The following is a 25,758-nucleotide window of genomic DNA, read 5'->3' as shown; positions in this document are numbered from 1 at the left end:
AAACTTCCACCGGCGCCAGACAATCCAGACATGCCTGCACACCCTTCCAGCCATGAAGCTGCCCTGAGGGCTGCATGGAACTCCGTTTGTCTTCATGTTAATCTTTGCCCCGCGAGGAGGGCGCACACATGTTCGAAGTCATCAATGACAAGAATCGCCGTACCGTCACCGTGCGGTTGAGTGGGTTCGTCAGGCCGAACGAGATGCGGGACTTCGCCAGCCGGTACCGCAACGAGACAGACTCCTACGGAGGGGGACGTCACCTGGTGCTCGCGGACATGCGTGGGCTCAGGACCCTGGAGCCGGAGTCCGCCAGCATCTTCGGAGAGGTGGTGGCCTACGGCCGGCAGATGGGCTGCGTCATGTGCGCGCACGTCTCGGACTCCACCATCGCCCGGCTGCAGACGGCGCGGGTGGCCTCGGCGGCGGCGGCGGACAACGACATCACGGTGGACTGCGTGTCGCTGGAGGAAGCGCACTCGCAGCTCGCCAAGGCGCGCTCGCGTTACTTCCTGGGCGCGGCTCCGGAAGGCGCGGAGGAGCAAGCGGCGCGCTGAGACACACCTCCTGGCTGGAGCAGGATGGCTCCAGCCCATGGAATCCCAGGAGGCTCAGGCCTCGTGGCCGTTGCGCCACATGAGCCGGTAGGTGACGCCTTCGTCGGTGAAGGCGCGCACCTGCACGTCGGCATGCGGCGCTCCCACGGCACGCAGGCCCGCCCGCAGCGCGCCTTGCGTGAAGTAGCGAATGGCGCCGGCCTCGTTCATCCACAGGTCCACTTCGGTGAGGGACACGTCGTCCAGGCGTGTCTCCGTGTAGTTGTTCCCGGAGCGGAACATCTGCCGGGCCCGGCTCACGCACCGGCGGGGGCCCAGGAGCTGAATCACGCCGAAGGCGGCGCGGCCCAGCACCGTCTCCCGGTAGCCGTCCACCATGCGCTCACCCAGCAGCGCGTAGCCCACGTCGTCGGGCACGTCCGGGTGCAGCTCGCGCGCGGCCACGCGCACGGCGGAGCACCACGTCTCAAAGGAGTAGGCGGGCTGCAGCTTGCGCTCCAGGTCCACGCCCACCTCCCGAAGCCGCTCGCGGAGCACGGGGGTGACGCGGGCGCCCAGCCCTCGCACGAAGAGCCCCTCCAAGGTGTGCTCGAAGACGAGCTTCTCCGGCATGTTCAGCAGTGTACCTTGCCCCCGCTAGGATGTGCGGCGAGGGGGTAGGAATTCCATGGGTCTGCAACGAGAGCTCGCCATCCTGGCCATGAAAGCCACGCCGCTGCCGGGGAAGAAGAACTTCCTGGCGGAGGCCGGTATCGCCACACCGGTGCCCGCCATCCGCGGGTCGATTGGCGCGGTGGCGCATGAGCCCTTCATGGCCTTCGACACCAAGCGGTTGATGGACCTGCTGGTGGCCTTCACCATTGGAGACTTCCCGGAGCGGGCCGGGTGCTCCAACTACTTCAACCCGCACAGCCCCTGGTACAACGTCTTCTACGGCGCCTACGGCATCCGCTCGTACAAGCGGGATGGCGGCCCGTGGGGCTTCACCCGCGACGGCCGCCCGGACCTGGAGGAGATGCTGGAGATTCCGCGGCTCGACTACAACTTCCTCACGGCCGGGGAGCTGGGCTGCCCCGCGTCGAGGATGTGCTTCGAGGTGCTGGACGTGCGCCAGGGCCGTGAAGGCCCGTGGCACCTGGCGGAGGTGAGCTGCGTCATCCCCAGCGGGCTGCACCGGGTGCAGGACGCGCAGGCGCCGGACCTCACGTACTACGCCGTGTTCGGCGTGCCGGAGGAGGACTACCTCGTGGGCGGCCGGGAGAGCTACGAGCCGGTCCGCATGCGCGGGCGCATGTACTTCCGCCCCGTGGCCGAACGCCTCACGCTCGTCTGGGGCGGCCTCTGCCCGGACACGCCCGACGGTCAGCGGCTGATGGGCGCCATCGTGGATGCGATGGCGCCGCTGTACGCGGGGGGCTGAGCGCCCCGGACCTCAGGCCGCCTGGCTGGGCTTGGGCTCCACCTGGTGCGGCGTGGAGGCGGCATCGCGCGGGCGGCGGCGCTTGAAACCCAGGCGCTCCATGCCGGCGAACACCACCGGCACCACCAGCAGCGTGAGGAAGGTGGAGGTGATGACGCCACCAATCACGGAGATGGCCATGGGCGCGCGGAACTCCGAGCCCGTGCCCGTGCCCACCGCCGTGGGCACCATGGCGATGGCCATGGCCGCGCTCGTCATCAGGATGGGCCGCAGCCGGCGCGGGCCCGCCTTCAGCAGCGCCTCATCCACCGTGTCGCCGTCCCGCAGGTTCTGCAGCGCGCCGTCGATGAGCAGAATCGCGTTCTTCGTCACCAGCCCCATCAGCAGGATGATGCCAATCATGGCGCCCATGGACAGGTGGAAGCCCGTCACCACCAGGCCCAGCAGCGCGCCCACCAGGGCCAGCGGCAGCGACGCCATGATGGTGAGCGGGTGCTTGTAGGATTCGAACTGGCTGGCCAGCACCATGTAGATGAACACGAAGGCCAGCCCGAACGCCGCGCCGAAGGCGTCGTTCTGCTCGTCCAGGCTCTTCATCTGCCCGTCATAGATGAGCGCGTAGCCCGGCGGCAGCGGCTGGGCCGCCACCCGCGCCTTCAGCTCCTGGGCGATGTCGCCCAGCGCCGCGCCCGGGCCCAGCTGCGAGTACACGGCAATCTGTCGCTCGCGGTTCTCATGCTCGATGAGGCTGGGGCCGTTCTTCAGCTCCACCCGGGCCACGTCCGTCAGCGGGCGCAGGCCGCTGGGCGTGTACACCTCCAGCTGACGCACGCGCTCCGGCGTGGCGCGGTCCTTCTCCGACAGGCGCACGCGGATGTCCGTCTCGGTGATGCCCTCACGCAGCTTCGCCACCACGTCACCACCAATGGCCAGCCGGAGCTGCGTGGCCAGCGCGCCCGCGTTCAGGTCCACGTCGCTGGCGCGCGCCCGGTCGATGAGCACCTGCAGCTCCGGCTTGGGCGGGTTGGACTCCACGCGCACGTCCGCGGTGCCCCGCAGCTCACGGAGGATGTCCGCGACGCGCTCGGCCTCCGCGTTGACGCGCACCAGGTCCGGCCCGGTGATGCGCACCATGATGGGGTAGAAGTCGCCCAGGCCCTCCAGGATGGGCGGGTCGCTCAGGTTCACCCGCGTGCCCACCAGCCCCGGCTCCAGCAGCGCGCGCGCGTCCTCCTTCAGCAACTGGATGCCCTTGGTGCGCGCGTCCTTGCCCACGGTCAGCACGCGCATGCGGGACTTGTTCACATCGCCGTCCTTGCCGACGATGGAGTAGACGTCCGTCACCTCCGGGAGCTGCCGCAGCAGCACCTCCGCGCTGGCGGTGCGGGCCTCCGTCTCCCGGATGCTGGCCGAGTCCGGCAGTGTCAGGTCCACGAAGAACTGCGAGCGGTCCTCCGCGGGCATGAACTCCATGCCCAGACGGCTGGCGCCTCCGAAGGACACCACCAGCAACACCAGCGTGAGCCCCATCGTCGTCCACTTGTGCGCCAGCACCCAGCGGAGGATGGACTCGTAGACGCGCTCGGTGCCGTCCAGGAAGCGGCGCAGCGCCGCGGCCACCGCGTTCTCCTGGCGGACTTCGCCCGGCACGCGCCGCTTCGCCAGCCGCGCCGACATCATCGGGTCCAGCGTGAAGGAGATGAACAGGGAAATCAGCACCGCCACGGAGATGGTGATGCCGAACTGCCGGAAGAACTGGCCGACGACGCCGGGCATGAAGGCCACCGGCACGAACACCGCCACCAGCGACAGCGTGGTGGCGAGCACCGCCAGGCCCACGTCCCGGGTGCCGTTGGACGCGGCGCTCACCGGGTCCTCCCCCTTCTCCAGCCGGTGGGTAATCGCCTCGCGCACCACCACCGCGTCGTCAATGAGCAGACCGATGGCCAGCGACAGACCCAGCAGCGTCATCTGGTTGAGCGTGTAGTCCAGCACGTACATCACGAAGAAGGTGCCCAGCACGGAGGTGGGCAGCGCCAGCGACGAGATGAAGGTGCCGCGCACGTCCAGCAGGAAGATGAGGATGATGAGCACCGCCATCGCGCCACCGAAGACGAGCGCCACCCAGACCTCGTGCGCGTTCTCCTGGATGAGGTCCGACTGGTTGATGAGCAGCGTGGCCTGGAAGCCATGCCCCACCACCGAGTCCATCTGCGACATCACCTGCCGCACCGCCTCGCTCACCGCGACGGTGTTGGAGCCCGGCTGCTTGACGACTTCCAGGATGACGGCGTCCTGCCCGTTGAGGCGCGCCAGGGTGCGCCGCTCGGCCACGCCGTCCGTCACGCTGGCGATTTCACCCAGCCGCACCTGCGCGCCCGTCGCGCTGCGCGCCACCGGCAGGGCGCGGATTTCCTCCACGTTCTGGAACTGCCCCAGCGAGCGCACCGTCATCTCGGAGGCGCCCAACTGGAGCCGGCCCGCGGGCAGGTCCAGGTTCTCCGCCGCCACGCGCTGGGCGATGCCCAGCGGGGACACGCCCGCCGCGCGCGCCTTGTCCAGGTCGATGTCGATTTGCACCTCGCGCGTGTCACCGCCCGTGACGCGCACCTCGGCGGCGCCTTCCAATTGCGCGAGCGCGGGCTTCACGCGGTCGTCGATGAGCCGGCGCAGCTCCTGCGAGGGCAGCTCCGCGGAGACGGCGTAGGTGAGGATGGGCGTGGCCCCCAGGTCCACGCGGCCGATGACGGGCGCGTCCGCGTCCTGGGGCAGGCGGCTGGCGATGCCGGCGACCTTGTCGCGCACGTCCTGCACCGCCCGGTCCAGCGGGGCGGTCATCTTGAACTGCACCACCACGATGCCCACGTTCTCCCGGCTGAAGGAGTGAATCTTGTCCACGCCGCTGATGCCGGCGACGGCGTCTTCAAGGGGCTTGATGACCTGCGTTTCGATTTCGCCCGGACCCGCGCCCTTGTAGACGGTGTTGATGATGACCACCGGGAACGACACGTCCGGATAGAGGTCGGTGCCCAGGCGGCCCAGGCCCATGAGGCCGAGCACGACGAGGCACAGCGACAACATCGCGGTGAAGACAGGCCTGCGGATGGAGACGTCGCTGAGCAGCATGGGGAGGGCTCCCTACTTCACGGAGACGCGGGCGCCCTGCGACAGGCCCGGAGTGGGGTGGTCAACGACGGCGTCGAGCGGCGAGGACGCCAGCACCACCACCTCGCCCTGCTCGCGCCGCTCCAGCACCCGCACGTCCACGCGGCGCACCTGGCCGGACGCCACCACCCAGACATGGTCCCCGTTGAGGGCCGACAGCGCGCTGCCCGGCAGCACCTGGGCGTCCCGCGCCTGCCCCAGTGAAAGCTCGGCCCGCGCCAGCGTGTGCGCCACGAAGCGGCCGTCCGCGTTGGGGACGGACAGCTCCACGGGGACGCGGCGCGTTGCGGGGTCCGCGGAGGGGAGGATGGTGCGCACCACCGCCTCGTCCGAGGACACGCGCGCGCCCACCGACTCCACGCGCACCTTGGCGCCGGGCTCCAGCTGCGAGCGCAGGGCCTCCGACACCGTCGTCTTCAAGAGCAGCGTGTCCAGGCGCTCCAGGTTGAACAGCGGCGTGCCCGGCGCCACCGTCGCGCCCGTCTGCTCCGGCGCGTCAATGATGGTGCCGTCGAAGGGCGCACGAAGTTCGTGCCGGCGGCGGGACGCGCGCGCCTGGGCCAGCTGCGCCTTGGCGGCCATCCACTGCGCCTGCGCCTGCGCGGCATTGGCGCTGGCGGTGCGGTGCGCCACCTCGCTCACCCCGCCCTGCTGCTGGAGCTTCTCGTTGCGGGCGGCCACGTCGGCGGCCATGGTGGAGGCGGCCTCGGCGGCGGCCACCGCGGCCTCGGCCTGGGCCACCTGCGCGTCGGAAATCTCCGGGTCCAGCTGCGCCAGCACGTCGCCCTTCTTCACCCCCTGCCCCTTCTTCACCCGGACGGCCGACAGGCGGCCGCCCACCTCGAAGCCCACCCTCAAGGCCTGCGCGGGAAACAGCGTGCCCGTCACCGACTCGCTCGGCGCGGCCTGCACCGTCCGCGCGGAGACGACCTTCACCGTGGGCACCACCTCCTTCGCCGGGGCCTTGGCGGGCGGCGCCGACGAGGCATCCGCCTTCTCACATGCGGTCAGCGACAGCACGGCGGTGGCCAGGCCCACCGCGGCGAACACGCGGACAGCGGACGGCTTCAGGTTGGGTTTCACGAGCGTTTCCTCGGGGTCTTTCGGGGTTTCTGGGCGGCGGCCCGGGGCCGGCGCGCGACACGCGTGGACGGGGCGCGCGGCGTACGCGCGGGGGACGGAGGCGCCTCCACCGAGGACGGCTGCGCCGGACGGGTGCCCTCCTGACACAGCCGCTGGAGCGTGTTCGCCCACGCGTTCAGGTCCGGCTTCTCATCCAGCCGCGCCATCTGCGTGGAGAGCAGCAGGAAGGACCCGACGATGATGGAGGCGAAGATGTGCGCGTCCACCTCCGGGTCCATGGCGCCAGCCTCCTGCAGCCGCCGGAAGTCGTGGGAGACGCGCTCCACCTGGGCGTCCGTCATGCGCCACAGCAGGGACTCGAACGCCGTGCCCTGGCTGCCGCTGGAGAGCACCAGGGACACGTCCCGGAACTCCCACACCCAGTCCAGGGCCTCCAGGTCATGCTCCTTCTCCAGTTGGAGAAAGCGCAGGTAGCGCTCGCTGCGCTCGATGCGGTCCCGCGCGCCCGGGATGCCGTGCGTCTGGAAGAAGCGCTCCATGTGGGCCATGCGCCGCCCGTTCATCTCCATCAGCCCGGACTCGAACGCGCCCACCACCTCCCCGAACAGCGCCTCCTTGGATGGGAAGTGCAGGTAGAAGGCGCCCTTGGACAGCCCGCACGCGGCGGTGATGTCTTCGATGCGCGCGCCCTTCAGCCCCCGGCGAACGAACTCCCGCCGGGCCGCGGATACCAGCGAACTGCGCGCGTGAGGGTCGGCGGGACGGGCCATGCTTGCCGGATTCCTAACCCGTCAGTCATTAACCGCGCAAGGTTTCTGAACACCGGGTCAGTCATCCAAGGTCCGCGGCTGTGGGTGCGCGCCGCCGCTCAGGTCCGCGTCAGCGCGGTGCACAGCGGGCACGCCGCGGGCCCGTGGGGGACATCTCGGCGGTGCAGGTCCAGCACGGCGCGGGAGATGTCCGCCAGTTCCCGGCGCACCTCCCGGCGGGCGCCCTTCACCCGGGCGATGCGCATGTCGTCGTAGCTCGTGGTCTGATGTCGCATCCACGCGATGACGGCGGCCTCGGCGCGGCGCTCCAGGGGGATGCGCTCGGTGCGGGCCACGGTGCCGCTGCCCACGGGGGTGGCATGGGTGGCGACGAGCACCGCCATGCGCCTGGCGTGCGGCAGCCACGCCGGGGAGAAGGCGAGGAAGCGCAGCACGGCGTTGGCGAAGTCGACCTCGTAGGCCTCCTGCTCGCGGGCGCGGCGCTCGCGTCCCGCGGCCAGCTTCTTCTCGTAGGCGGGGGTGGCGCGCTCGGCCTCGAGGGCGGCGCGGGCGTGGAGGATGTGCGCCTCCGGCGCCCACACGCCCCGGGAGAAGAGCTTGCGGCCCACCTTCTCCGCCACGGTCCAGGAGGGCCCCGCCGCCTTCACGCGGCGGGTGAGCCCGGCGTCACCGGGGGGAAGCAGGGCCCAGCCGTCCGGCACGGTGAGCACGCGGCCATCCGGCGCGCGCACACGGCGAGGGTCCGAGGTCGGCGCGAAGGTCAGGGATTCAGGCATGGTGAAGTCCGAGGTCGGGGGCGGCCACATAGCATGGGTGCCTCCAACCCTGGTAAATGGCCCCCTCGCGTCCGCGGTTGACTGGCGCGGGAGGTCCTCAACGCGTGGGAAGTGCCGGCATGTCCCTCCTCAGGCTCACGTTCCTCGGTACCTCCGCCGCGCAGCCCACGCTGCACCGGAACCTCTCCGGACTGGCGGTGAAGGCGCACGCGGACCTGCTGCTCTTCGACTGTGGAGAGGGCAGCCAGCGGCAGATGGTGCGCTACGGCACCGGCTTCACCGTGGACGCGGTGTTCTTCACGCACTTCCACGCGGACCACTACCTGGGCATCATCGGCTTTCTGCGCACGCTGGGCATGACGGGGCGCTCCGAGCCCATCCACCTGTACGGCCCGCCCTCCGCGAAGCGCCTGCTCCACCAGGCCGTCCACCTGGGCGTGGAGTCCATGTCCTTCCCGGTGGAGATTCACGAACTGAAGGACGGTGACGTGGTGCCGCGCAAGGGCTACGCGGTCCACGCGGTGGGCGTGGACCACCGCATCAACGCGCTGGGCTACGCGCTGGTGGAGGAGGACCGGCCCGGGCGCTTCAACCTGGACACGGCGCGCGCGCTGGGCGTGCCGGAGGGCCCCAGCTTCGGAAAGCTCCAGCGGGGCGAGCCGGTGACGCTGGAAGACGGGCGCACGGTGAAGCCAGAGGACGTCTTGGGCGCGCCGCGCCCCGGGCGCCGGCTGGTCATCTCCGGGGACACGCGCCCGTGCCCGTCGCTGGTGAAGGCCGCGAAGGACGCGGACCTGCTGGTCCACGAGTCCACCTTCTCCGACGACGAACAGGAGCGGGCCGTGGAGACCCGGCACTCCACCGCGCGGGAAGCGGCGCGGGTGGCGAGGGAGGCGGGGGCACGGCGGCTGGTGCTCACCCACCTCTCCAGCCGGCACGACACCGACCCCTCGAAGCTGCTCACACAGGCGCGCGAGGAGTACCAGGGGCCGGTGGAGGTGGCCTTCGACGGGCTCACCGTCGAGCTGCCCCTCCGGGACTGAGGCTACTGAATCTTCTCGGACTCGGCGCGCAGGGAGGAAGCGGACTCGGCGTCCACGCGCTGGACCAGCTCCCACTCCAGCTCCTCGTCCCGGGTGATGTTGCCGCCATCGGCCCGGACGGCGGGCTCGGAGATGTCGTTGGCGCGGCCGGACGTATTGGAAGCACCCGCGGACTCCGTGACGAGCTGCCGGGTGAGCTCCACCGAGCACTGGCCCGGGCCCTTCTCGATGCCGCGCACCAGGTAGCGCACCTGGGTGGTGCCCAGCGACGACGGGGCGCCCTGCATCAACCACTCGGTGGTGGCCTCGAAGCCGCTCTGGCCCGCCTTGAAGGAGTAGCCCTTCTCCTTCAGCAGGGCGAGCGCCTGCGGATACACCTCCGCCACGGGCTTGCGGTAGACGTGGTTGCGCGCCTTCTCCAACAGGAAGGCTTCGCGGCGGCGGCCAGCGCAACCCGCGGTGGTGAAGGACAGCGCGGCGACCACGAGGAGCGCGGCGGCGCCGCGCGACAGCATCGACAGGTTCATTTCTCAGGACTCCACGGGAGTGTGAGGCGGCTCAACATCCCTCAACCTTCTTCCCGCAGCCAAGTCTCCCCGGGGATGGTTTCCCAGGGCAAGCATTCCACCCGCTCCGTCCGTATGGGTGCCCATGCGTCCAGCGCCGCACATCCAGGCCCCCTCCGCCGCCGCGCCCGGCCAGCGCGGTGCACATGATGGACCTCCCACATGATTCCCATCAGCGACGACAACCCCACACTCCGTACTCCCGTCGTGACGTACCTGCTGCTCGGCACCATCGGCTTCGTCTGGGTCTTCATCCAGGGTGCCGGTCTGGACGCCTACCGGCTGGCGGCCAGCGTCTGCAACCTGGGCATGGTGCCCGGCGAGCTGACGGGCAAGGCGGCGCTGGGCCTCCCCGTTCCCCTGGGAGATGGGCTGGCGTGCGTGGTGGACAGCGAGTCCATCAACCTCCTCACCCCCATCACCTCCATGTTCCTGCACGGCGGCTGGGGACACCTGCTGGGCAACTGCCTCTTCTTCTGGGTCTTCGGCAACAACGTCGAGGACAGCATGGGCCGCCTGCGCTTCGTGGTGTTCTACCTGCTGTGCGGACTGGCCGCGGCGGCGGCGCACCTGCTGGTGGACCCGGGCTCGCCGGTGCCCACGGTGGGCGCGTCCGGCGCCATCTCCGGCGTCATGGGCGCGTACCTGCTGCTCTATCCGCGGGTGCGGGTGAACATGCTGTTCATCATCGTCATCTTCATCCGTGTCTTCCCCGTGCCCGCGTGGGCGGTGCTGTTGTGGTGGTTCGGCGTGCAGCTCTTCAGCGGCCTGCCCCAGCTCAACACGGTGAGCGCGGAGGCGTCCGGCGGCGTCGCCTTCTGGGCGCACATTGGCGGCTTCGTGGCGGGCATGGCGCTCATCAAGTTGTTCCAGAACCCGCGCTACACGAACCAGCGCACGTCGATGCGCCACCGGCTCCATCCCAACCACCCGTGAGGTGCCTGGCTTTTTTCCGCATCCACGAATTGGCAGACACCGGGCAAGCGGGTGGAGTGACGCCAAGGCTTGGCCTCCCCTTCCAGGTGCGCCAGAGTGTCGCGCCGGACGCGCCAGGAATTGGCGCGGGCTTCCAGACAGGTGCCAGACATGACGCTGCGACGACTCGGTGGTGGACTCCTCGGGGCGGTACTCCTTCTGACAAGCCTTTCGGGCTGCACCCGGCGTGTGCCGCCCGTGGATGACAACCCGGCCCCCGTTCCGGAGCCCACCGCCACCACGACGGTGTACGTGGCCCAGCGCATCCGGACGCTGGACCCGGCGAAGCCCCAGGTGCAGGCGCTCGCGGTGAAGGACGGCAAGGTGCTGGCCACCGGCACGAAGGACGAAGTGCTCGCCGCCGCCGGCAAGGACGCGCGCGTGGTGGACCTGGGCAGCGCCACGGTGGTGCCGGGCCTCACCGATGCGCACGGGCACCTGGCGGGCCTGGGCCGCGGCCTGGTGACGGTGGACCTGGAGGGCGTGGACACGAAGGCGGAGGCCCTGGAGCGGCTCGCCCCGGCGCCCTCCTCCGCGTTCCAGGGCGAGTGGCTGCTGGGCCGCGGCTGGGACCAGAACGACTGGCCGGAGAAGACCTTCCCGTCACGCGCGGACCTGGACACGCGCTTTCCCACGCGGCCGGTGGCGCTGAGCCGCGTGGACGGCCACGCGCTGTGGGTCAACGGCGAGGCGCTGCGCCGCGCCGGCATCACCCGTGACACGAAGGACCCGGCGGGCGGGCGCATCCTCCGGGGCGATGGCGGCGAGCCCACCGGCATCCTGGTGGACAACGCCATGACGCTGGTGGAGGCCGTGCTGCCGCCCGCCACGGACGCACAGCACGCGGCGCAGTTGACCGCGGCGCTCCAACGCGCCGCGCAGGTGGGCCTCACCGGCGTCCACGACGCGGGCATGGACCTGCGCACCTTCCGCCTGCTCCAGCGCTGGGACAAGGAAGGCAAGCTGCCGCTGCGCGTCTACGCCATGGCGGATGGACAGACGGGCGACCGGGAGACGTACCTGAAGGACGGCCCCCATGAGGGGCGCATGCTCACGATGCGCGCGGTGAAGCTCACCCTGGATGGCGCGCTGGGCAGCCGCGGCGCGGCGCTGCACCAGGACTACAGCGACGAGCCCGGCCACCGCGGCCTGCTGCTGCTGTCGCCCGAGGAGTACGAAGCGCGCGTGCGCGCCTTCATGGCGCGGGGCTTCCAGGTGTGCACGCATGCGATTGGAGACCGGGCCAACACGGTGGTGCTGGACGTGCTCGCGCGAGCGGCCGAGGCCACCGGCACGCTCCAGTCCGGCCGGCACCGCGTGGAGCACGCGCAAGTCATGCGCCCCGAGGACATTGAACGGCTGGGCAGGAGCGGCTTCATCGCCAGCGTGCAGCCCACGCACGCCACCAGTGACATGCCCTGGGCACAGACGCGCGTGGGGCCGGAGCGCATCCGCGGGGCCTACGCGTGGCAGCGGCTGAAGGCGTCCGGCGCGGTGCTGGCGCTGGGCAGCGACTTCCCCGTGGAGCGGCCCAATGTGCTGGCGGGCCTGTACGCGGCGCGCACGCGCCAGGACCTCCAGGGCCTGCCGGAAGGCGGCTGGTACGGCGAGCAGCGGCTCAGCGGGCAGGAGGCGCTGGAGGGCTTCACCGTGGGCGCGGCGCACGCGTCCTTCGCGGAGGCGCGGCGCGGCCGGCTCCAGCCCGGCATGGACGCGGACTTCGTCGCGCTGTCGGTGGACCCGGTGGAGGGGCCCGTCACCGCGCTCCCCGGCGCCGAGGTCCGGATGACGGTGGTCGCGGGTGTCGAGGTGTTCCGGGCCTTCCAGCGTTGAGCGGATCGACTGGGAATTGGTGCGGGCTGGTATTTCCGCCGTGTCGTGGAGTGCTCTAGCATACGGCTTTGCCGCAAGCCTCCTGTGAGCCAAGGCCGGCTCACAGGTTGGAGCGGGGGGTATCGCAAGCGTGACAGCCTCATTGTCCGGAGTGAACTACAAGGGCTTCACCGTCCAGAACCTGCTGGCCTACGTGCACGAGCGCTTCGGCGAGGACACCGCGCGCACGGCCGTGGAGTCGCTGCTTCCCGAGCTGCAACCCCACGCGGACCCGCGCACGACGCTGGCGGTGGGCTGGGTGCCGGTGGAGACGTACTTCGGCATCATCCAGCACGTGGTGGACCGACACTTCGACGGGAAGCCGGAAGGGGCTCACACGGTGGGCTACGAAGTCACCCTGCGAGACATCCACTCCATCTTCAAGATGGTGCTGCGCTTCACCACGCCCAACATGGTGCTGGGCATGGCGCGGCGCATGTGGCGCTCCTACTGCGACCAGGGGGAGCTGGTGCACCAGGAGGAGAACGGCACGGGCATGCTGCTGCTGCGCCAGTTCACCTACCAGACGCCGGTGGCCCTCCATGAGATGGCGGGGGGCTTCAAGGCGTACCTGGAATGCTCCAGCGCGAAGAATCCGCGCGTGGAAATCGTCGCGCCGGACCCGGACGGGACGCTGCGCTGGCGCATCGTCTCCGGGTAGCGAAGGCTGCCCGGTGCGGTCCGGGCGGCCCACCGCGGGTTACAGGTCCGCCGTGTAGCTGAGCGCCTGGATGCGGCGGTTGAGTGCCTTCTGCGCCTCCTGCCGCTGGGTGGACAGCTTCGTCAGCTCGGCGGCGATGGCCTCCAGCCGGTCCTCCTGCTCGTTGAGCTTGGACACGAAGCGGTCCGCCAGCTCGCGCTGCGACGCGCCGCTCTTCAGCGATTCGATGTTGGAGCGGATGCGCTCCTGGTCCCGGAAGAGCTGGTTGCGCTCCTCCAGCAAACGCTGCTCCTCCTTCGCCAGCGCGTCCACCTGCTCGCGCTGCGCGACGACCTCCTTCAGCGCGCCCGCCATCTTCTCGTCGATGAAGCGCTGCGACACGAAGTAGGAGACCTCATCCACCCCCATGCTGGAGACGAGGTACTGACGCTGTCCGCGCGTGCGCTCGGTGACGGTGAACGAGTCCTGCGCCCCGGCGGCCAGCTCCCGCTTGAAGCGCCAGTAGCCCTCCGTCGTCTCCGCGGCCTCCGGGCTGTCCTTGGCCAGCTCCCAGCCCTGGCGCGGGTGCTCCACGTACAGCACCTGCGCCCGCGGCGCCTTGTTGCGCGACAGGTACGTCGTGCGGCGCAGGTGGAAGTACTCCGCCATCAGCATCCCCGCGTTGACCACCACGCGGAACACCGGCCCGTCCTCCGTGCGGTCCTCAATCGACACCACGCAGCCCAGCTCCACCGCGTAGGGCACGAAGCGCCGGTCGTTGGGCTTCATCGTGTCGAGCATCGCCTCGCCCACGTAGCGCTCGTCCTCCGTCACCGTCACCGGGCCGCCCTCCAGCGTGAGGCCCGTGGTGTTCTTCAGCTCGATGCACGCCATGGGGTTCCTCTCCCGCGTGGACCGGTTGTAGAGGAGCACCCGCTTGCCCTCGAAGGGCTTGTGAAGAATCGGCACCAGCGCGCTCTGGTTGCGGTGCACCGTCACCGGCCGGTCCACGCCGTACTCGAAGAGGTCTCCGACGTCTTTCGTGAGCGTCGTCACGGGGGCGCTCTGCGCCATCACCTCGCGCAGCTTCGGGCCTCCACTGCCTGGGCCGCCCACGGGCACCGGCCCCCCTCGCTCCGCTCGCGAGCGGCGCGGCGCGGCCGCGGGCGCCGGGGCAGGCATCCCGGACATCATCGGCGCGGCCATCTCCTGCGACATCATCATGTCCGCGGCGCCCCCGAAGCTCTCCTCCGGAATCACCGGCGCGGCGGCGGCCTCCGTCTTCACCTCCACCACCGGCCGCTTCATGTACCGGGGATTGTAGAGGTCATGCACGAAGGACACCGGCAGCCCGGCGATGAGCGACAGCTTCACGTCCACCCAGTCCTCGTCCCCGGTGTTGTCCACCAGCGCCCAGCCCTGGAGCAGCGGCGGCTCGCCCTCATCCAGGAGGATGCGGTAGCTCGTCTTCCACACCGGTGACTCCACCACGTAGCTGACGAACAGCTCGCGCTCGCCCTCGCCCGAGGTGAGGATGGCCATCCGCTTGGAGTCCTTCTTGTACGAGGACAGCACCGTGGCCAGGTAGAACTCCAAGTCCTTGCGCACCGCCTCGTCCAGGAACTCCAGCTCGGACACGTCCAGGATGTCGAAGGTCCGCAGCGAGGCGCCCACCAGCAGCGACAGGAACGGACGCATCAGGCTCGTCTCGCCCGCCGCCACGGCCAGCGAGTCCAGGCCGATGATGGAGCCCTCCACCTGCGCGCCGCCCACGCGCACCCGCACGCGCGCGCCTTTAATCTGCCCCAGCAGCGCCGTGAGGCTGCCGTCCTCCGGGATGCGGATGGTGGCCTCCGCCAGGAGCTGCTCCAGCGGCTTCGTGGAGTCGTAGCTCACCGCCGACACCGAGCCGCCCGACAAGTCGAGCACCGTCAGCGACTTCAGCACGTCGTTCATGTCGCGCGCCTTGAAGTCGAGGTTGAGCGTGTCGTTGCCACGCACCTTCCCCCGGCGCTCGAAGTAGCCGACGCCATGCTTGTAGAGAACGACGCGGCGGATGGACAGGTTCGCGGTCATGGGACCCGGTGTATCAAGGTCCGACAGGGGTGACGCAATGCCCCTCACCACCGAGGTTGCTCGAATGCGAAAGCCTATCGCCTTCTCCCTGTCCCGCCCCGCGATGCTGTGCGCGGCCCTGGCCCTTGGCACGAGCTGCAAGAGCGTGGAGCCCCACACCACGCCCTCCGACGGCACCACCGCGCCGCCGGAAGTTTCCACCCAGCAGCCCGTGACGCGGCCGGAGACGGAGACGCCAACGCGGCGCGGCAACTCGCCCTGGCTGCGGGCGCGCGTGGGTGACCGCGTGGCGTACTCCTTCTCCGCCAACCGCAAGGCCATGGGCCGGCAGCAGCCCGGCGCCGTGCCCGAGGCCGCGGTGGCCGGCGTGGTGACGCTGGAGGTCGTGGCGGTGGAGCTGCCGTGGGTCTGGGTGACGCTCTCCTTCACCGAGGATGGCGGCGCGCCGTCGCGGCAGCCGATGCTGGCGCGTCCCCTGGTGGTGCCCGTGCGAGCGGATGCGTCGCGTGCGCTGGAGGCCCCTCGCGAGGGCACGCAGAGCACCGAGCAGCTCACCGCCGCGGGCCGCCACTGGGAGGCGAAGCGCTACCTCAACGACAAGCGGATGATGGACGGCCCCCTGGAGAACCGGCTCTACGCGGCGACGCCGGGCCCGCTGTACCTCACCCATGGCCTGCTCGACGCGAGCACCACGCTGGCGGGCTTCGGCACAGGCGGCGGCGCCCAGCTCACCCTGGTGGAGGCGCGCCAGGGCCAGGAGGGTGACACCGGCCAGCCTCCGACGCTCGCTCGCCCGTGGGGCCCGGGCACCTGGTTCGACGTGCGGATGGAGACGGAAGGCACCCCGTCCGTGCTGCGCACCTGCCAGGCCGCGGAGCGAGGCTTCATCCTGCGTCAGCAGGTGACGCCGCCCACGACAGGCGCGGCGTGCCCTGACTTCGCGCAGGCGGAAGCCGTGCCCCTGGAGGAGGCGGTGCTGGCGCGCATCTGGGAGTCCCTGGACACACGCCAGTGGCCCCCGGCGCCCACGGGCCTCGCACCGGCGAAGCACGAGACGGTGACGGTGGGCCCGCACCGCGTCCCGGCGCTCCAGTTGGAGACCGCGCAGCCCCAGGCGAACAGCGTCCGCGTCCAGGTCTATGCCGCCGACCCCTGGGAGGATGAACTCTCCGGTCTGGCCCACGAGGCCCGCTTCCAGCCGCTGAGCGACCGCACCACGCCTGGCGGTGGCGGCGCGCAGCTCACGGACTGGGGCGTGTGGGTGCCGGGCGCCACGCCGTAGGCGGCCGAACGCCCCGCCCGAGGGCTCGTCATGACGCCGTGAGCCCCCTGGAGCAACGGCCCGACGTGGCGCTAACCGGCGACGGAGACCTTCACGTCGATGTTGCCGCGCGTGGCCCGCGAGTACGGGCACACCTCGTGGGCCGCCTCCATCAACTTCTGGGCCTCGTCGTTCGGGATGCCCGGCAAGAGCCCCTGGAGCTCCACCGCGAGCCCGAAGCCGCCGTCCGGCGTCTTGCCAATGGTGACGGTGGCGCGCACGCCCGCGTCGTTGCCCAGGTTCTTCCCCTGCATGCGCGCCACCAGCCGCAGCGCGCTCTCGAAGCAGGCGGAGTAGCCCGCCGCGAAGAGCTGCTCCGGGTTGGTGACGGCGCCGCCCGCGCCCCCCAGCTCCTTGGGCATGGCCAGGGCCAGGTCCAGGACGCCGTCCTCCGACTTCACGCGGCCGTTGCGACCGCCGTGGGTGGTGGCGGAGGTGTTGTACAGCGGGCTGATAGTGACGGGAGCCATGGTGTTCTCCTTGAGCGTTACTTCGAGGAATCAACGTGGGACTGCGAAAGCACTTCGAACAGTCGTTGGACGTCGCGGCGCAGGCGGGTCGCCTCCTCCCGCGTCAGCCCCAACTTGCAGGCCATCGCCTCGGGAATGGACGTGGCCTTGCGGCGCAAAGCCCGTCCTTCGGACGTCAGATGGATGCGCACCGAGCGCGCGTCCTCCGCGCTCCGCTCCCGCCGCACCAGGCCCTGGGACTCCATCCGCTTGAGCAGCGGCGTGAGCGTCCCCGAGTCCAGGTACAGCCGCTCCCCCATCCCCTTCACCGTCTCCCCGTCCGTCTCCCACAGCACCAGCAACACCAGGTACTGCGGGTACGTCAGGCCCAGCCGTGACAGCAGCGGCGCATACGCCTGCGTCATCGCCCGGGCCGCCGCGTAGAGCGGGAAGCAGAGCTGCCGGTCCAGGCTGAGCGGATCATCCATCGACATGGGAGATAAATAGGGCGCAATTGAATTGTACGCAATCAAATCGGACACGAAAAAGCTCCCGGCACCTGGGCACCGGGAGCGCTTCGCTGCGTCACGTCAGGGCTGGCTCAGCGCCCGGCGACCGTGGTGTCGTCCTCGGTGAGGGTGGCCTCGGCGGCGGCGACGGCGGCCGCGATGTCCAGCTTGCCGCTGGTGCTCACCTTGCCCTTGAGGTCGGCGTCCACTTCCACCGTCTGGACCAGCAGGTCACGCACCTGCGCGGCCGTCAGCTCGGGGTTGGCGGCGAACATCAGCGCCGCGGCGCCCGCCACCGTGGGGGTGGCCATGGAGGTGCCGCTCATCTCCTCCCAGCCGCCGCCCGGGACGGTGCTCAGCACGTCCTCGCCCACCGCGGCCAGCTCCACGACCTTGTCCCCGTGGGAGGAGAACCTGGCGAGCTTGTCGTTGTGCTTGTCCATGGACGCCACGGTGATGACGTTGGGCAGGTCGATGTTGGCGGGCATGTCCGGCACGTCGTTCAGGTTGCTGCCGTTGCCGTTCGCCGTGGCCGCGACGAGGAGGATGTCCGCGTCGGCCAGCTTCTGCACCGCGTCCGTCCAGCGCTTCACGTCCGCGGGGTTGCGGTACTCGTTGCCGAAGCTGGCGTTGACGGCGCGGATGTTCACGCCGTGCTCGGTCTTCATCTTCACCATGTAGTCGACGCCGCGCTCGAAGTTCGTGAGCAGGTCCGCGCCGTTGTACAGGCCGCCCAGGCTCATGATCTTCGCCTTGCCCGCGGCGACGCCGGTGTTGCCCTCGCCGTTGTCCTCGGCGGCGATGATGCCGGCCACGTGCGTGCCGTGGTCCGTGCCGCTGCCGCGCAGCACGTCGCCGCTGTTGTAGCCGACGTTGTAGCCGTAGATGTCGTCCTTGACGCCGTTGCCGTCGTTGTCGATGCCGTCACCCGCGATTTCGTTCGGGTTGACCCACATCGCGTCATCCAGGTCGGAGTGCTTGAAGTCCACGCCGCCGTCGAACACGGCGATGACCGGCGGGCCGGAGAGCGGCTTCTGCGGCTCCTCGATGGGGCCCGGGCCCGTCGTCTGGCCCGCGGCGTCCAGGCTCCAGCTCTTCAGGGTGCCCGTGTCGCGGCGCGCCTTGTCCTCGACGGAGAGCGTCCAGGTGCCCTTGGTGGACTCGCCCTTGAAGGCGGCCAGGTCGAAGCTGCCCTTGATGTTGTCCGCGCTGCCGCCCGTGCGGTTGTGGAGGGTCTCCGTCTTGCCGGAGGGGCTGGTCAGCTTGACGACCAGGTCACCCTTGTAGGTGTGCGCCAGGTCCAGGTTCAGCTTCAGCGAGTCCAGCTTCACGTCCTGGTCGAAGGACACGGTGGACGTCGTCGTCTGGAGGTCGTTCACCTTCGCGTTGGGCGTGGCGGACGCCTGCAGCGTCACGGGCGCGCGGGCCGCGCTCTCCGCGAAGGGCCGCACGGCGACGTGGCCGGAGCCGAAGGTGAAGGCCGAGGCCGGCAGCGCCGACGGGGTGCCCGGGGGCAGGCCCGTGGGGCGGTCCACGAAGTTGCCCTTCGGGCGGTCCACGAAGTTGGAGCCCCTCGCGCCACCCGTGGGCGCCGAGTCGAAGCCGTCCTTCGCCGTCTGGACCGGCGCCTTCTCCACGGGCCTGGCCGCGGCGGCCGGCTTGGCCGTCTCATCCGCGCGGGTGGACTGCGACACGGGCGACTTCGGCTTGCGAGAGATTTCCATGGTGGGGGTGCTCCGTGGGGGGCAGAAAAAAACGCCGATAAATGATTGTCGCATTGTGTCGGACAAAGTTTCCAGTGGTCGGCCATAAGCGGCGTCAGCGCCTCCCACCCCCGGCCGACATGCTACATGCCGCGACGCGGCCCGGCGCCCCTGGGACGGCGTCAGCGGAGAGGATGGGAGGTCTGGAATGCCAAGGACGGTCACCGCCACGCGCTACGTGACGCCATTGAGGGAGGGGGGCTCACTGCCCGCCATCATCGAAGCGGACGACGCGGGGCTCTACGTCGTGAAGTTCCGGGGCGCGGGCCAGGGCGCCAAGGCGCTCATCGCCGAGCTCATCGCCGGTGAGCTGGCCCGGGAGCTGGGACTGCGGGTGCCAGAGGTCGTACTGGTGGAGCTGGACCCGGCGCTGGGGCGCAACGAGCCGGACTCCGAGATTCGCGAGCTGCTCAAGGCCAGCGCGGGCCTCAACCTGGCGCTGGACTACCTCCCGGCGTCGGTGACGTTCGACCCGGTGGCGGACCCCGTGCCCACCGCGGCGGAGGCGTCCGGCATCGTCGCCTTCGACGCGTACATCACCAACGTGGACCGCACGCCGCGCAACCCCAACATGCTGACCTGGCACCGGAACCTGTGGCTCATCGACCACGGGGCCTCGCTGTACTTCCACCATTCTTGGGACGACTGGGAGGCGCGCAGCCAGGGCCGCTTCGCGCCCATCAAGGACCACGTGCTGCTGCCCTGGGCCACGGCGCTGACGGAGGCCGGAAGGCACCTGGGCGCGCGCATCACCCGGGACGGGGTGGAGCGAATCGTCGGGGCCATTCCGGAGGCGTGGCTCACGAGCACCGAGTCCCCCTTCCCCACCGCCGAGGCCCACCGCGCCGCCTACACCACCTGGCTGCTGCGCCGGCTGGAAGCAGTGCCCGCGTTCATCGAGGAGGCGGACCGTGCCCGCGCCCAGCTCGTTTGATTACGCCATCATCCGCGTCGTCCCGCGCGTGGAGCGCGAGGAGTTCATCAACGCGGGCGTCGTCCTCTTCTGCGCCACCCAGCGCTTCCTGGGCGTGCGCGTGGAGCCGGACGAAGCGCGGCTGAAGGCGCTGTGGCCCGACGTGGACGTGGACATGATTCGCGGCCACTTGGAGAGCTTCCACCGCGTGTGCGAGGGCGGGAAGGGCTCGGGGCCCATTGGCCGGTTGTCCCAGAAGGAGCGCTGGCACTGGGTGGTGGCGCCGCGCAGCACCATCATCCAGACGGGGCCGGTGCACTCCGGGCTGTGCACCGAGCCCCAGGCGGCGCTGGAGCACCTGCTGGACACGGTGGTGAGGCTGAAGCGCGCTACTCCGTCACCCGGCGGCCGGTGAAGCGGACGGCGGAGGCGCAGCCGGAGGCCAGCGTGGAGCCGGTGACGGGGTCTCGCTCGACGTGTTCGTTGCGGACCCAGAGGGTGCCCTGGATGGCGTCGTCCAGCTTCTTGGTGTCGATGGCGATCCGGAACGCGTGCTCGTTGCCCAGGGCGGACAGCTTGTGCTCCTCATCCAGGCGCGTCTGGATGTGGAGGAAGTGGTAGCCGCCGTCCGCGCCCACCGAGCCCATGAGGACGTCTGGCGCGCCGTCGCCGTTGATGACGTAGGCGTTGTTAGGCGTCTGGAAGTCGATGTCGGGGACCTCGAGGAACATCGAGTCCAGCTCCCCGCGGCGAATGGTCCACCGCTGCTGCGCTTCGAGGCCGACCGCGGGGCCTTGCGCCGGTTGGACGTACTCGGAGCACTCCGTGGGCACGTTGGCCAGCGTCTCCGTGTCCAGCGTCACGTCGTACACGTAGGTGTCATCGCCGCCGCAGGCCATCAGCCCCATCGCGGCGGCCATCAGGCGCCATGTCGCTCCGCGCATGCGCATTGCCTCTCATTCGAGAAAGACGGGTTGGGCCCGGGATGAAACCACATCTCCGGCTTGGGCAGGCGCTCTCTCGCTTGCACGCCGCCAAAGCGGCCGGGCAGGCAGGCCCCCGAAGTGTCGTCCGCCCGACGCCGTCCCAAGCCAGAGCGCCTGGCGGTTAGTAGTTTCCTCCCAAGGCCCACCGGAGGGAGCCTTCACGCTGCCCATGAGTCCATCCCCGCTGCGAATCGTCACCTACAACGTCCGCTACTTCGGCCACATGCTCCGCGGCCTGGCGAGCACCGTGGGCCCGAAGCGACGGGTCGCCGCGGCGTTGGCGTCACTGGACCCGCTGCCGGATGTCGTCTGCCTGCAGGAGGTGGAGACGTCCTCGCTGCGCAGCAACATCGTCGACCGGCCCAAGCAGCCGGGCGAGACGCAGCTCACCGCCTTCATGGGCCGGATGGTGGAGACGTTCGACATGTTGGGACGGGAGATGCCCTACGAGGCCTTCTACTTCCGCGCCCACCACTACAAGCTCGGCGAGGTGTCCCTCTACACCACCGGCCTGGCGGTGCTGGTGAACACGCGCAAGCTGGAGGTGGCCACGCACAACGTGGACGCGCCCCAGGCCATCACCCACCACCACGTCCAGCGGCTCAAGGACCGGAAGCAGAGCCGCATCTGCGCGCACATGCGCCTGCTGCGCCGCGAGGACGGGCACCCCTTCCACATCTTCAACACCCACTTCAGCCTGCCCACGCCCTTCGCCCGTGAGTTCTGGGCCACGCGCGACAAGATGGGCTGCGGCGTCAACCAACTCCACGAGGCCCGCAAGCTGACGGACTTCATGCACGGGCTCACCGCTGACGAGCCCTCCATCGTGTGCGGAGACTTCAACTCACCGCCCGCGTCGCCCGTGTATCGCTACCTCACCACCGACGGCCGGCTCACCTGCGCGCAGGCCGCCGTGGGACAGATTGACCCGAACGTGTCGCGCGGCTTTCCCACCGCCGGCTTCATGCACATGCGGATGCACCTGGACCACGTGTTCTCCGGCGCTGGCGTGCGCTGGCTCGACACGCAGGAGACGTCCCCTTTCGGGGACCTCCGCAGCCGCTTCCACGGCCTGTCCGACCACATGCCCATCGTCGCGCGCTTCGCCTTGGAGAGCGGCCGGTCGCTCATCACGCCCCCGCCGGGCTCGATGCCGCTGTAGTGGCGGGCTCACGTCCCTTCGGACAGTGCCCGCTCCACCTCGGCCCACGCGTCCAGGAGCTCTCGCGTGCGCAGCTCGGCGAGCGCGTGGAACTCCGGCGCCAGGTGCGCCACCTTGTCCGGGTGGTACTGCACCACGAGCGCCCGGAAGGCCTTGCGCGCCTCACCCAGGGGCGTCCCGGGCGCGATGCCCAGCACCGTCCACGGGTCCTTCTTCGGCGGCTCGGGCGGAGGCGCGCGCGTCCCGCGAGGCGGCGTGGTCTCATCGTCCCAGGCGGTCCGCTCCCGTGGGCCCGTGGCGCGGGCGTTCGTGCCGCTGGCGGGCCTGGGCGGTGAGCGGGGCGCGGGCTCCGCGCGGCGACGTCCCGGCCGCTGGGCCGGGTCCGGAGGGGGCACGCGCGAGCTGAGCTTGCTCAGGGCCTCCTGCAGGAACCAGAGGTCCTCGAACGGTGTCCCCTGCTTGCGCACGACCGCCGCCGGACGGCCGTCCCGAAGCAGCAGGTAGCCCGTGGCCGCCGCGTAGGCGTCATCCCGGCTGCCAGGATGGAGCCGGTCGCCCAGGTCCCCCAGCGGGTCTCTCCACATGCCATCCGTGGTGCCCTCGTCAGCCACCAGCACCTGCGACAGCACGTCACCGTGGAGCCGCTCCAGCGTGGCGAAGGGCTCGCGCGTCTCAGGAGGACGCATGGCCGCGCCGTGACGCACGCCCGTCACCAGCAACAACCCACGCGTCGCGTCCACCCGGGTGAAGAGCTGCTCACGCACCTGCCTGTCGGAGAAGAAGAGGACCCACTGCACGGTGGCCAGAGCCTACCCGGTCGACGCCGTTCCGCGTGGGTTCAGGTGCATGTCATGAACGCCCCAGTGGGGCGGAGCGCGACCCTGACGTCATCTTCATGACTTCGTCGATACACGACGCTCGTCGGCCCCCAGGTGCACTCCTCCTCGACGGTGGCGCGGGCTTGCGGAAGAGTCCCGATGCCCATGCGCTGCTGCCACCGTCACGCCTCCGAGTCCATCCCCTCCGGCCCCCGCCCGTTCTCCCTCCCTGGCGCCACCGAGCACTACGCCGCCGAGCGGCCGGTTCGCGCCGAGCACGTCCGCATCGAAGTCGACCTCGACTTCGACACCCACCGCATCACCGGCCTGTGCACCACCCGCGTCTCCGCCGTCCGGCCCGTCCACATCGTCACCTTCGACGCGGTGGACCTCGACGTGTCGGACGTGCAGGTCGACGGTCGCGCCGCGCGCTTCTCCAACTCCGGCGCCCATGTCCGCGTGGAGCTGTCCGCGCCGCTCGCCGCCGGACGGGCCTGCGAGGTGGCCATCCGCTACACGGCCCAGCCTCGCCGTGGCCTCTACTTCTGGGCTCCGGACGCCGCCTATCCCCACCGTCCCCGGCAGGCCTGGACGCAGGGCCAGGACATCGACGCGCGCGCCTGGTTCCCCTGCCTGGACACGCCCGCCCAGAAGGCCACGTCCGAGGTCATCGCCACCTTCCCGGAGGCGATGACGTCCCTGTCCAACGGCACGCTGGAGAGCGACCGCGTCCACGACGGGCGCCGCACCCAGCACTACCGGATGGCGCAGCCGCACGCGCCGTACCTCGTCACGCTCGTGGTGGGTGAATTCGAGGAGGCCACCGACACCGCGGGCACGGTGCCCCTGCGCTACCTCTTCCCCAGGGGCCGCAAGGAGGACGCGCTGCGCTGCGTGCGCCGCACGCCGGAGATGGTGCGCGTCTTCCAGGAAGTCACCGGCGAGCCCTACCCCTGGAGCAGCTACGCCCAGGTCTTCATCACCGAGTTCATCATGGGCGGCATGGAGAACACCTCCGCCACCAGCCTCACCGACACCGTCCTCCACGACGCGCGCGCCCAGCCGGACTACAACGCCGAGCCGCTCATCTCCCACGAGCTGGCCCACCAGTGGTTCGGTGATTTGCTCACCTGCCGAGACTGGCCCCACGGCTGGCTCAACGAGGGCTTCGCCACCTGGTTCGAGCTGCTCTGGAAGGAGCGCGCCGACGGGCAGGACGAGGCCGACCAGCACCGGCTGGTGGACCTGGAGGCCTACCTGGGCGAGGCGCGTGAGCGCTATGCCCGTCCCATCGTCGCGCGGCGCTTCCACGCCCCCATGGATGTCTTCGACCGGCACCTCTACGAGAAGGGCGGGCTGGTCCTCCACGAGCTGCGCCGCCGGCTGGGTGACGACCTGTTCTTCAAGGGGCTGCGCCACTACGTCGCGCGACACCGCCACGGCTCCGTGGAGACGGTGGACCTGGCCCGCGCGTTCGAGGACGCCACGGGCCACAACCTGGACGCCTTCTTCGACCAATACGTCTTCGCGCCCGGGCACCCCGAGCTGAAGGTCGACGTCCGCTACGACGCAGAGGAAGCGCGGCTGCGCCTCCAGGTGCGCCAGACGCAGTCCACGGCGGACGGCGTGCCCCTCTTCCGGCTGCCGCTGGAGGTGGCGCTCACCGTGGAGGGCCGCGACTCCGTCCACCGGCTGGAGGTGACGGACGCGGAGCACGCGTTCCACCTGCCCTGCGCCAGCGCGCCCTCGCAGGTGCGGGTGGACCCTCGGCGCGGGGTGCTCGGCACGCTGGCGGTGGACAAGTCCGCGGGCCTCTGGATGGAGGAGCTGCGGGCCGCGCCGGAGATGCGCGCACGCACCGAGGCCGCCGTGGCGCTGGGGCGCGACGGCAGCCCCCGCGCAGTGGACGCGCTGGGCACGGCGCTGGCGGACGCGCGGCTGTTCTGGGGCACCCGCGCCGCGTGCGCGAAGTCCCTGGGCCGTATCCGCACCCCCGAGGCCCGCGCGCGCCTCCTGGCCGCGCTGTCCACCGAACATCCCCGCGTGCGCCGCGCCGTGGTGGCCGCGCTGGGCGAGTTCCGCCGCGACGCGGAGGTGGCAGCCCGCCTGCGCGCCCTGGTGAACGGCGGTGACGCCAGCTACTTCGTGGAGGCGGAGGCCGCCCGCAGCTATGGCCGCGTGCGCGCGCCGGACGCGCTGGGCGTCCTGGAGGCCGCGAGCACCCGGCCGTCGTACCAGGACGTCATCGCCGTGGGCGCGGTGGATGGGCTCGCCGAGTCTCAGGACCCGGCGGCCTTCTCCGTGGTGCAGGCACGCACCGCCTACGGCCACGCGGCTCCGCTGCGCCGCGCCGCCACGCTCGCGGTGGCGAAGCTGGCGGAGGTCGCGGGGCGAAAGCGCGAGGCCGTGGACCTGCTCGCGGAGCTGCTCCGCGACCCGCTCTTCCGCGTGCGCATGGGCGTCTTCGAGGCGGCGCGCACGCTGGGAGACCCGCGACTGGTACCGGCGCTGGAGCAGACGCCCCTGCTGGATGCCGTCGCCCGGCGCGCGGCGCGCGAGACGGTGCGCTTCCTGCGCGAAGGTGAACCGCAAGCCCGCGAGGTGGCGTCACTGCGCGAAGAGGTGGACCGCCTCAAGGAGGAGACGCGGGCCCTGCGCGAGCGGCTGGAAGGGCTCGCGCTGAAGCCACCCGAGCCGCCGCGTGGTGGCGCGAAGCCCGTCGCTCGCAAGGCCAGCGGCCGGCCACGCAAGGCCACGCGCCGCTAGACGGGGGCCTGCCCGCTCGCATGCCCGTCGAACCTGGCGTCCGCGTGCCGACCACTGACGTGGAAGGCGCGGGCCGTGCCGCCAATGCCTACTTGTATAGAAAGGGACACGCCCTCCGCATTCCGCGT

23 protein-coding genes are annotated in these 25,758 nt (G+C 70.6%); 11 read left to right on the top strand and 12 right to left on the bottom strand.

The genetic code is table 11. The annotated features are described in order from the left end of the window. Positions 1–128: 128 nt before the first annotated feature. The gene (locus KGD87_RS30120; RefSeq protein ID WP_284664394.1) at positions 129–557 is read left to right on the top strand and encodes a hypothetical protein; all 429 of its coding nucleotides are present in this window, start codon (positions 129–131) and stop codon (positions 555–557) included. A gap of 54 nt (positions 558–611) precedes the next feature. Here KGD87_RS30120 and KGD87_RS30115 read toward each other — a convergent pair whose 3' ends face one another. Further along, the gene (locus KGD87_RS30115; protein ID WP_176416642.1) at positions 612–1,169 is read right to left on the bottom strand and encodes a DUF2378 family protein; all 558 of its coding nucleotides are present in this window, start codon (positions 1,167–1,169) and stop codon (positions 612–614) included. 55 nt (positions 1,170–1,224) lie between these two features. On the opposite strand from KGD87_RS30115, the gene KGD87_RS30110 reads away from it, so the two are divergent. Then, on the top strand, positions 1,225–1,977 hold the full coding sequence (locus KGD87_RS30110) for a hypothetical protein (RefSeq protein ID WP_284664393.1): 753 nt from the start codon (positions 1,225–1,227) through the stop codon (positions 1,975–1,977). A gap of 12 nt (positions 1,978–1,989) precedes the next feature. Here the strand turns inward: KGD87_RS30110 and KGD87_RS30105 are convergent, their stop codons facing one another. From KGD87_RS30105 to KGD87_RS30090, 4 genes are all read right to left on the bottom strand, one after another. Further along, positions 1,990–5,103, bottom strand: coding sequence for an efflux RND transporter permease subunit (locus KGD87_RS30105; protein ID WP_284664392.1), 3,114 nt, complete (start codon positions 5,101–5,103; stop codon positions 1,990–1,992). Between the two features lie 12 nt (positions 5,104–5,115). Continuing rightward, positions 5,116–6,225 (bottom strand): efflux RND transporter periplasmic adaptor subunit, encoded by a 1,110-nt coding sequence (locus tag KGD87_RS30100; RefSeq protein WP_284664391.1) that lies wholly within the window; start codon positions 6,223–6,225, stop codon positions 5,116–5,118. Further along, positions 6,222–6,995, bottom strand: coding sequence for a TetR/AcrR family transcriptional regulator (locus KGD87_RS30095; protein WP_284664390.1), 774 nt, complete (start codon positions 6,993–6,995; stop codon positions 6,222–6,224). The genes KGD87_RS30100 and KGD87_RS30095 overlap by 4 nt, the downstream gene beginning before the upstream one ends. A gap of 98 nt (positions 6,996–7,093) precedes the next feature. Then, positions 7,094–7,771: a DUF2293 domain-containing protein gene (locus KGD87_RS30090; RefSeq protein ID WP_284664389.1), complete on the bottom strand. Its 678-nt coding sequence runs from the start codon at positions 7,769–7,771 to the stop codon at positions 7,094–7,096. A gap of 119 nt (positions 7,772–7,890) precedes the next feature. Between KGD87_RS30090 and rnz the strand changes: the two genes are divergently transcribed. Further along, the gene (rnz, locus tag KGD87_RS30085) at positions 7,891–8,814 is read left to right on the top strand and encodes a ribonuclease Z (RefSeq protein WP_284664388.1); all 924 of its coding nucleotides are present in this window, start codon (positions 7,891–7,893) and stop codon (positions 8,812–8,814) included. Positions 8,815–8,816: 2 nt separating this feature from the next. On the opposite strand, the gene KGD87_RS30080 is transcribed toward rnz, so the two are convergent. Continuing rightward, positions 8,817–9,341 carry a hypothetical protein gene (locus tag KGD87_RS30080; protein ID WP_284664387.1) on the bottom strand — a complete coding sequence of 175 codons (525 nt, stop codon included), beginning with the start codon at positions 9,339–9,341 and terminating at the stop codon, positions 8,817–8,819. A 201-nt stretch (positions 9,342–9,542) separates the two neighbouring features. Between KGD87_RS30080 and KGD87_RS30075 the strand changes: the two genes are divergently transcribed. The 3 genes from KGD87_RS30075 (at position 9,543) to KGD87_RS30065 (ending at position 12,888) form a co-directional block, all read left to right on the top strand. Continuing rightward, complete coding sequence (locus tag KGD87_RS30075) at positions 9,543–10,316, top strand: rhomboid family intramembrane serine protease (protein WP_163782205.1); 774 nt, start codon at positions 9,543–9,545, stop codon at positions 10,314–10,316. A gap of 69 nt (positions 10,317–10,385) precedes the next feature. Continuing rightward, the gene (locus tag KGD87_RS30070) at positions 10,386–12,188 is read left to right on the top strand and encodes an amidohydrolase (protein WP_284664386.1); all 1,803 of its coding nucleotides are present in this window, start codon (positions 10,386–10,388) and stop codon (positions 12,186–12,188) included. 130 nt (positions 12,189–12,318) lie between these two features. Next, the gene (locus tag KGD87_RS30065; protein ID WP_284664385.1) at positions 12,319–12,888 is read left to right on the top strand and encodes a hypothetical protein; all 570 of its coding nucleotides are present in this window, start codon (positions 12,319–12,321) and stop codon (positions 12,886–12,888) included. 39 nt (positions 12,889–12,927) lie between these two features. Here KGD87_RS30065 and KGD87_RS30060 read toward each other — a convergent pair whose 3' ends face one another. Next, entirely contained in the window at positions 12,928–14,943 is a 2,016-nt protein-coding gene (locus tag KGD87_RS30060; protein WP_284664384.1) for a hypothetical protein, read from the bottom strand. A 64-nt stretch (positions 14,944–15,007) separates the two neighbouring features. Between KGD87_RS30060 and KGD87_RS30055 the strand changes: the two genes are divergently transcribed. Next, entirely contained in the window at positions 15,008–16,225 is a 1,218-nt protein-coding gene (locus tag KGD87_RS30055) for a DUF6068 family protein (protein ID WP_284664383.1), read from the top strand. A 71-nt stretch (positions 16,226–16,296) separates the two neighbouring features. Here the strand turns inward: KGD87_RS30055 and KGD87_RS30050 are convergent, their stop codons facing one another. The 3 genes from KGD87_RS30050 to KGD87_RS30040 all read right to left on the bottom strand — a co-directional run bounded on the left by KGD87_RS30050 (position 16,297) and on the right by KGD87_RS30040 (position 18,946). Next, positions 16,297–16,734, bottom strand: coding sequence for an organic hydroperoxide resistance protein (locus KGD87_RS30050; protein ID WP_284664382.1), 438 nt, complete (start codon positions 16,732–16,734; stop codon positions 16,297–16,299). A gap of 17 nt (positions 16,735–16,751) precedes the next feature. Further along, complete coding sequence (locus KGD87_RS30045; protein ID WP_284664381.1) at positions 16,752–17,207, bottom strand: MarR family winged helix-turn-helix transcriptional regulator; 456 nt, start codon at positions 17,205–17,207, stop codon at positions 16,752–16,754. Between the two features lie 107 nt (positions 17,208–17,314). Beyond that, positions 17,315–18,946, bottom strand: coding sequence for a S8 family serine peptidase (locus tag KGD87_RS30040; protein WP_284664380.1), 1,632 nt, complete (start codon positions 18,944–18,946; stop codon positions 17,315–17,317). Between the two features lie 187 nt (positions 18,947–19,133). Here KGD87_RS30040 and KGD87_RS30035 point away from each other — a divergent pair, with 187 nt between their 5' ends. Both KGD87_RS30035 and KGD87_RS30030 read left to right on the top strand, forming a co-directional pair. Then, complete coding sequence (locus KGD87_RS30035) at positions 19,134–19,919, top strand: HipA family kinase (protein WP_284664379.1); 786 nt, start codon at positions 19,134–19,136, stop codon at positions 19,917–19,919. Further along, complete coding sequence (locus tag KGD87_RS30030) at positions 19,897–20,313, top strand: DUF3037 domain-containing protein (RefSeq protein WP_284664378.1); 417 nt, start codon at positions 19,897–19,899, stop codon at positions 20,311–20,313. Before KGD87_RS30035 ends, KGD87_RS30030 begins: the two co-directional genes overlap by 23 nt. Here the strand turns inward: KGD87_RS30030 and KGD87_RS30025 are convergent. Then, positions 20,288–20,842 (bottom strand): hypothetical protein, encoded by a 555-nt coding sequence (locus KGD87_RS30025; RefSeq protein WP_284664377.1) that lies wholly within the window; start codon positions 20,840–20,842, stop codon positions 20,288–20,290. The genes KGD87_RS30030 and KGD87_RS30025 overlap by 26 nt on opposite strands. 211 nt (positions 20,843–21,053) lie before the next feature. On the opposite strand from KGD87_RS30025, the gene KGD87_RS30020 reads away from it, so the two are divergent. Continuing rightward, positions 21,054–22,046 (top strand): endonuclease/exonuclease/phosphatase family protein, encoded by a 993-nt coding sequence (locus KGD87_RS30020; RefSeq protein WP_284664376.1) that lies wholly within the window; start codon positions 21,054–21,056, stop codon positions 22,044–22,046. A gap of 8 nt (positions 22,047–22,054) precedes the next feature. On the opposite strand, the gene KGD87_RS30015 is transcribed toward KGD87_RS30020, so the two are convergent. After that, positions 22,055–22,843, bottom strand: a complete 789-nt coding sequence (locus KGD87_RS30015) for a J domain-containing protein (RefSeq protein ID WP_284664375.1) — start codon at positions 22,841–22,843, stop codon at positions 22,055–22,057. A 180-nt stretch (positions 22,844–23,023) separates the two neighbouring features. Between KGD87_RS30015 and KGD87_RS30010 the strand changes: the two genes are divergently transcribed. Next, positions 23,024–25,630 (top strand): M1 family aminopeptidase, encoded by a 2,607-nt coding sequence (locus KGD87_RS30010; protein ID WP_284664374.1) that lies wholly within the window; start codon positions 23,024–23,026, stop codon positions 25,628–25,630. Positions 25,631–25,758: the final 128 nt, after the last annotated feature.

The organism is Myxococcus sp. SDU36 (assembly GCF_030168875.1).
In the GTDB taxonomy this organism is placed as follows: domain Bacteria; phylum Myxococcota; class Myxococcia; order Myxococcales; family Myxococcaceae; genus Myxococcus; species Myxococcus vastator.
This window is presented reverse-complemented; position numbering and strand designations above follow the sequence as displayed.

Excerpts from the sequence above, each read along its gene's own strand:
- KGD87_RS30120 (WP_284664394.1), top strand. The coding sequence starts at position 129 with ATGTTCGAAGTCATCAATGACAAGAATCGCCGTACCGTCACCGTGCGG.
- KGD87_RS30115 (WP_176416642.1), bottom strand. The coding sequence starts at position 1,169 with ATGCCGGAGAAGCTCGTCTTCGAGCACACCTTGGAGGGGCTCTTCGTG.
- KGD87_RS30110 (WP_284664393.1), top strand. The coding sequence starts at position 1,225 with ATGGGTCTGCAACGAGAGCTCGCCATCCTGGCCATGAAAGCCACGCCG.
- KGD87_RS30105 (WP_284664392.1), bottom strand. The coding sequence starts at position 5,103 with ATGCTGCTCAGCGACGTCTCCATCCGCAGGCCTGTCTTCACCGCGATG.
- KGD87_RS30095 (WP_284664390.1), bottom strand. The coding sequence starts at position 6,995 with ATGGCCCGTCCCGCCGACCCTCACGCGCGCAGTTCGCTGGTATCCGCG.
- KGD87_RS30090 (WP_284664389.1), bottom strand. The coding sequence starts at position 7,771 with ATGCCTGAATCCCTGACCTTCGCGCCGACCTCGGACCCTCGCCGTGTG.
- rnz (WP_284664388.1), top strand. The coding sequence starts at position 7,891 with ATGTCCCTCCTCAGGCTCACGTTCCTCGGTACCTCCGCCGCGCAGCCC.
- KGD87_RS30080 (WP_284664387.1), bottom strand. The coding sequence starts at position 9,341 with ATGAACCTGTCGATGCTGTCGCGCGGCGCCGCCGCGCTCCTCGTGGTC.
- KGD87_RS30075 (WP_163782205.1), top strand. The coding sequence starts at position 9,543 with ATGATTCCCATCAGCGACGACAACCCCACACTCCGTACTCCCGTCGTG.
- KGD87_RS30060 (WP_284664384.1), bottom strand. The coding sequence starts at position 14,943 with ATGACCGCGAACCTGTCCATCCGCCGCGTCGTTCTCTACAAGCATGGC.
- KGD87_RS30055 (WP_284664383.1), top strand. The coding sequence starts at position 15,008 with ATGCGAAAGCCTATCGCCTTCTCCCTGTCCCGCCCCGCGATGCTGTGC.
- KGD87_RS30050 (WP_284664382.1), bottom strand. The coding sequence starts at position 16,734 with ATGGCTCCCGTCACTATCAGCCCGCTGTACAACACCTCCGCCACCACC.
- KGD87_RS30045 (WP_284664381.1), bottom strand. The coding sequence starts at position 17,207 with ATGTCGATGGATGATCCGCTCAGCCTGGACCGGCAGCTCTGCTTCCCG.
- KGD87_RS30040 (WP_284664380.1), bottom strand. The coding sequence starts at position 18,946 with ATGGAAATCTCTCGCAAGCCGAAGTCGCCCGTGTCGCAGTCCACCCGC.
- KGD87_RS30035 (WP_284664379.1), top strand. The coding sequence starts at position 19,134 with ATGCCAAGGACGGTCACCGCCACGCGCTACGTGACGCCATTGAGGGAG.
- KGD87_RS30025 (WP_284664377.1), bottom strand. The coding sequence starts at position 20,842 with ATGCGCGGAGCGACATGGCGCCTGATGGCCGCCGCGATGGGGCTGATG.
- KGD87_RS30020 (WP_284664376.1), top strand. The coding sequence starts at position 21,054 with ATGAGTCCATCCCCGCTGCGAATCGTCACCTACAACGTCCGCTACTTC.
- KGD87_RS30010 (WP_284664374.1), top strand. The coding sequence starts at position 23,024 with ATGCCCATGCGCTGCTGCCACCGTCACGCCTCCGAGTCCATCCCCTCC.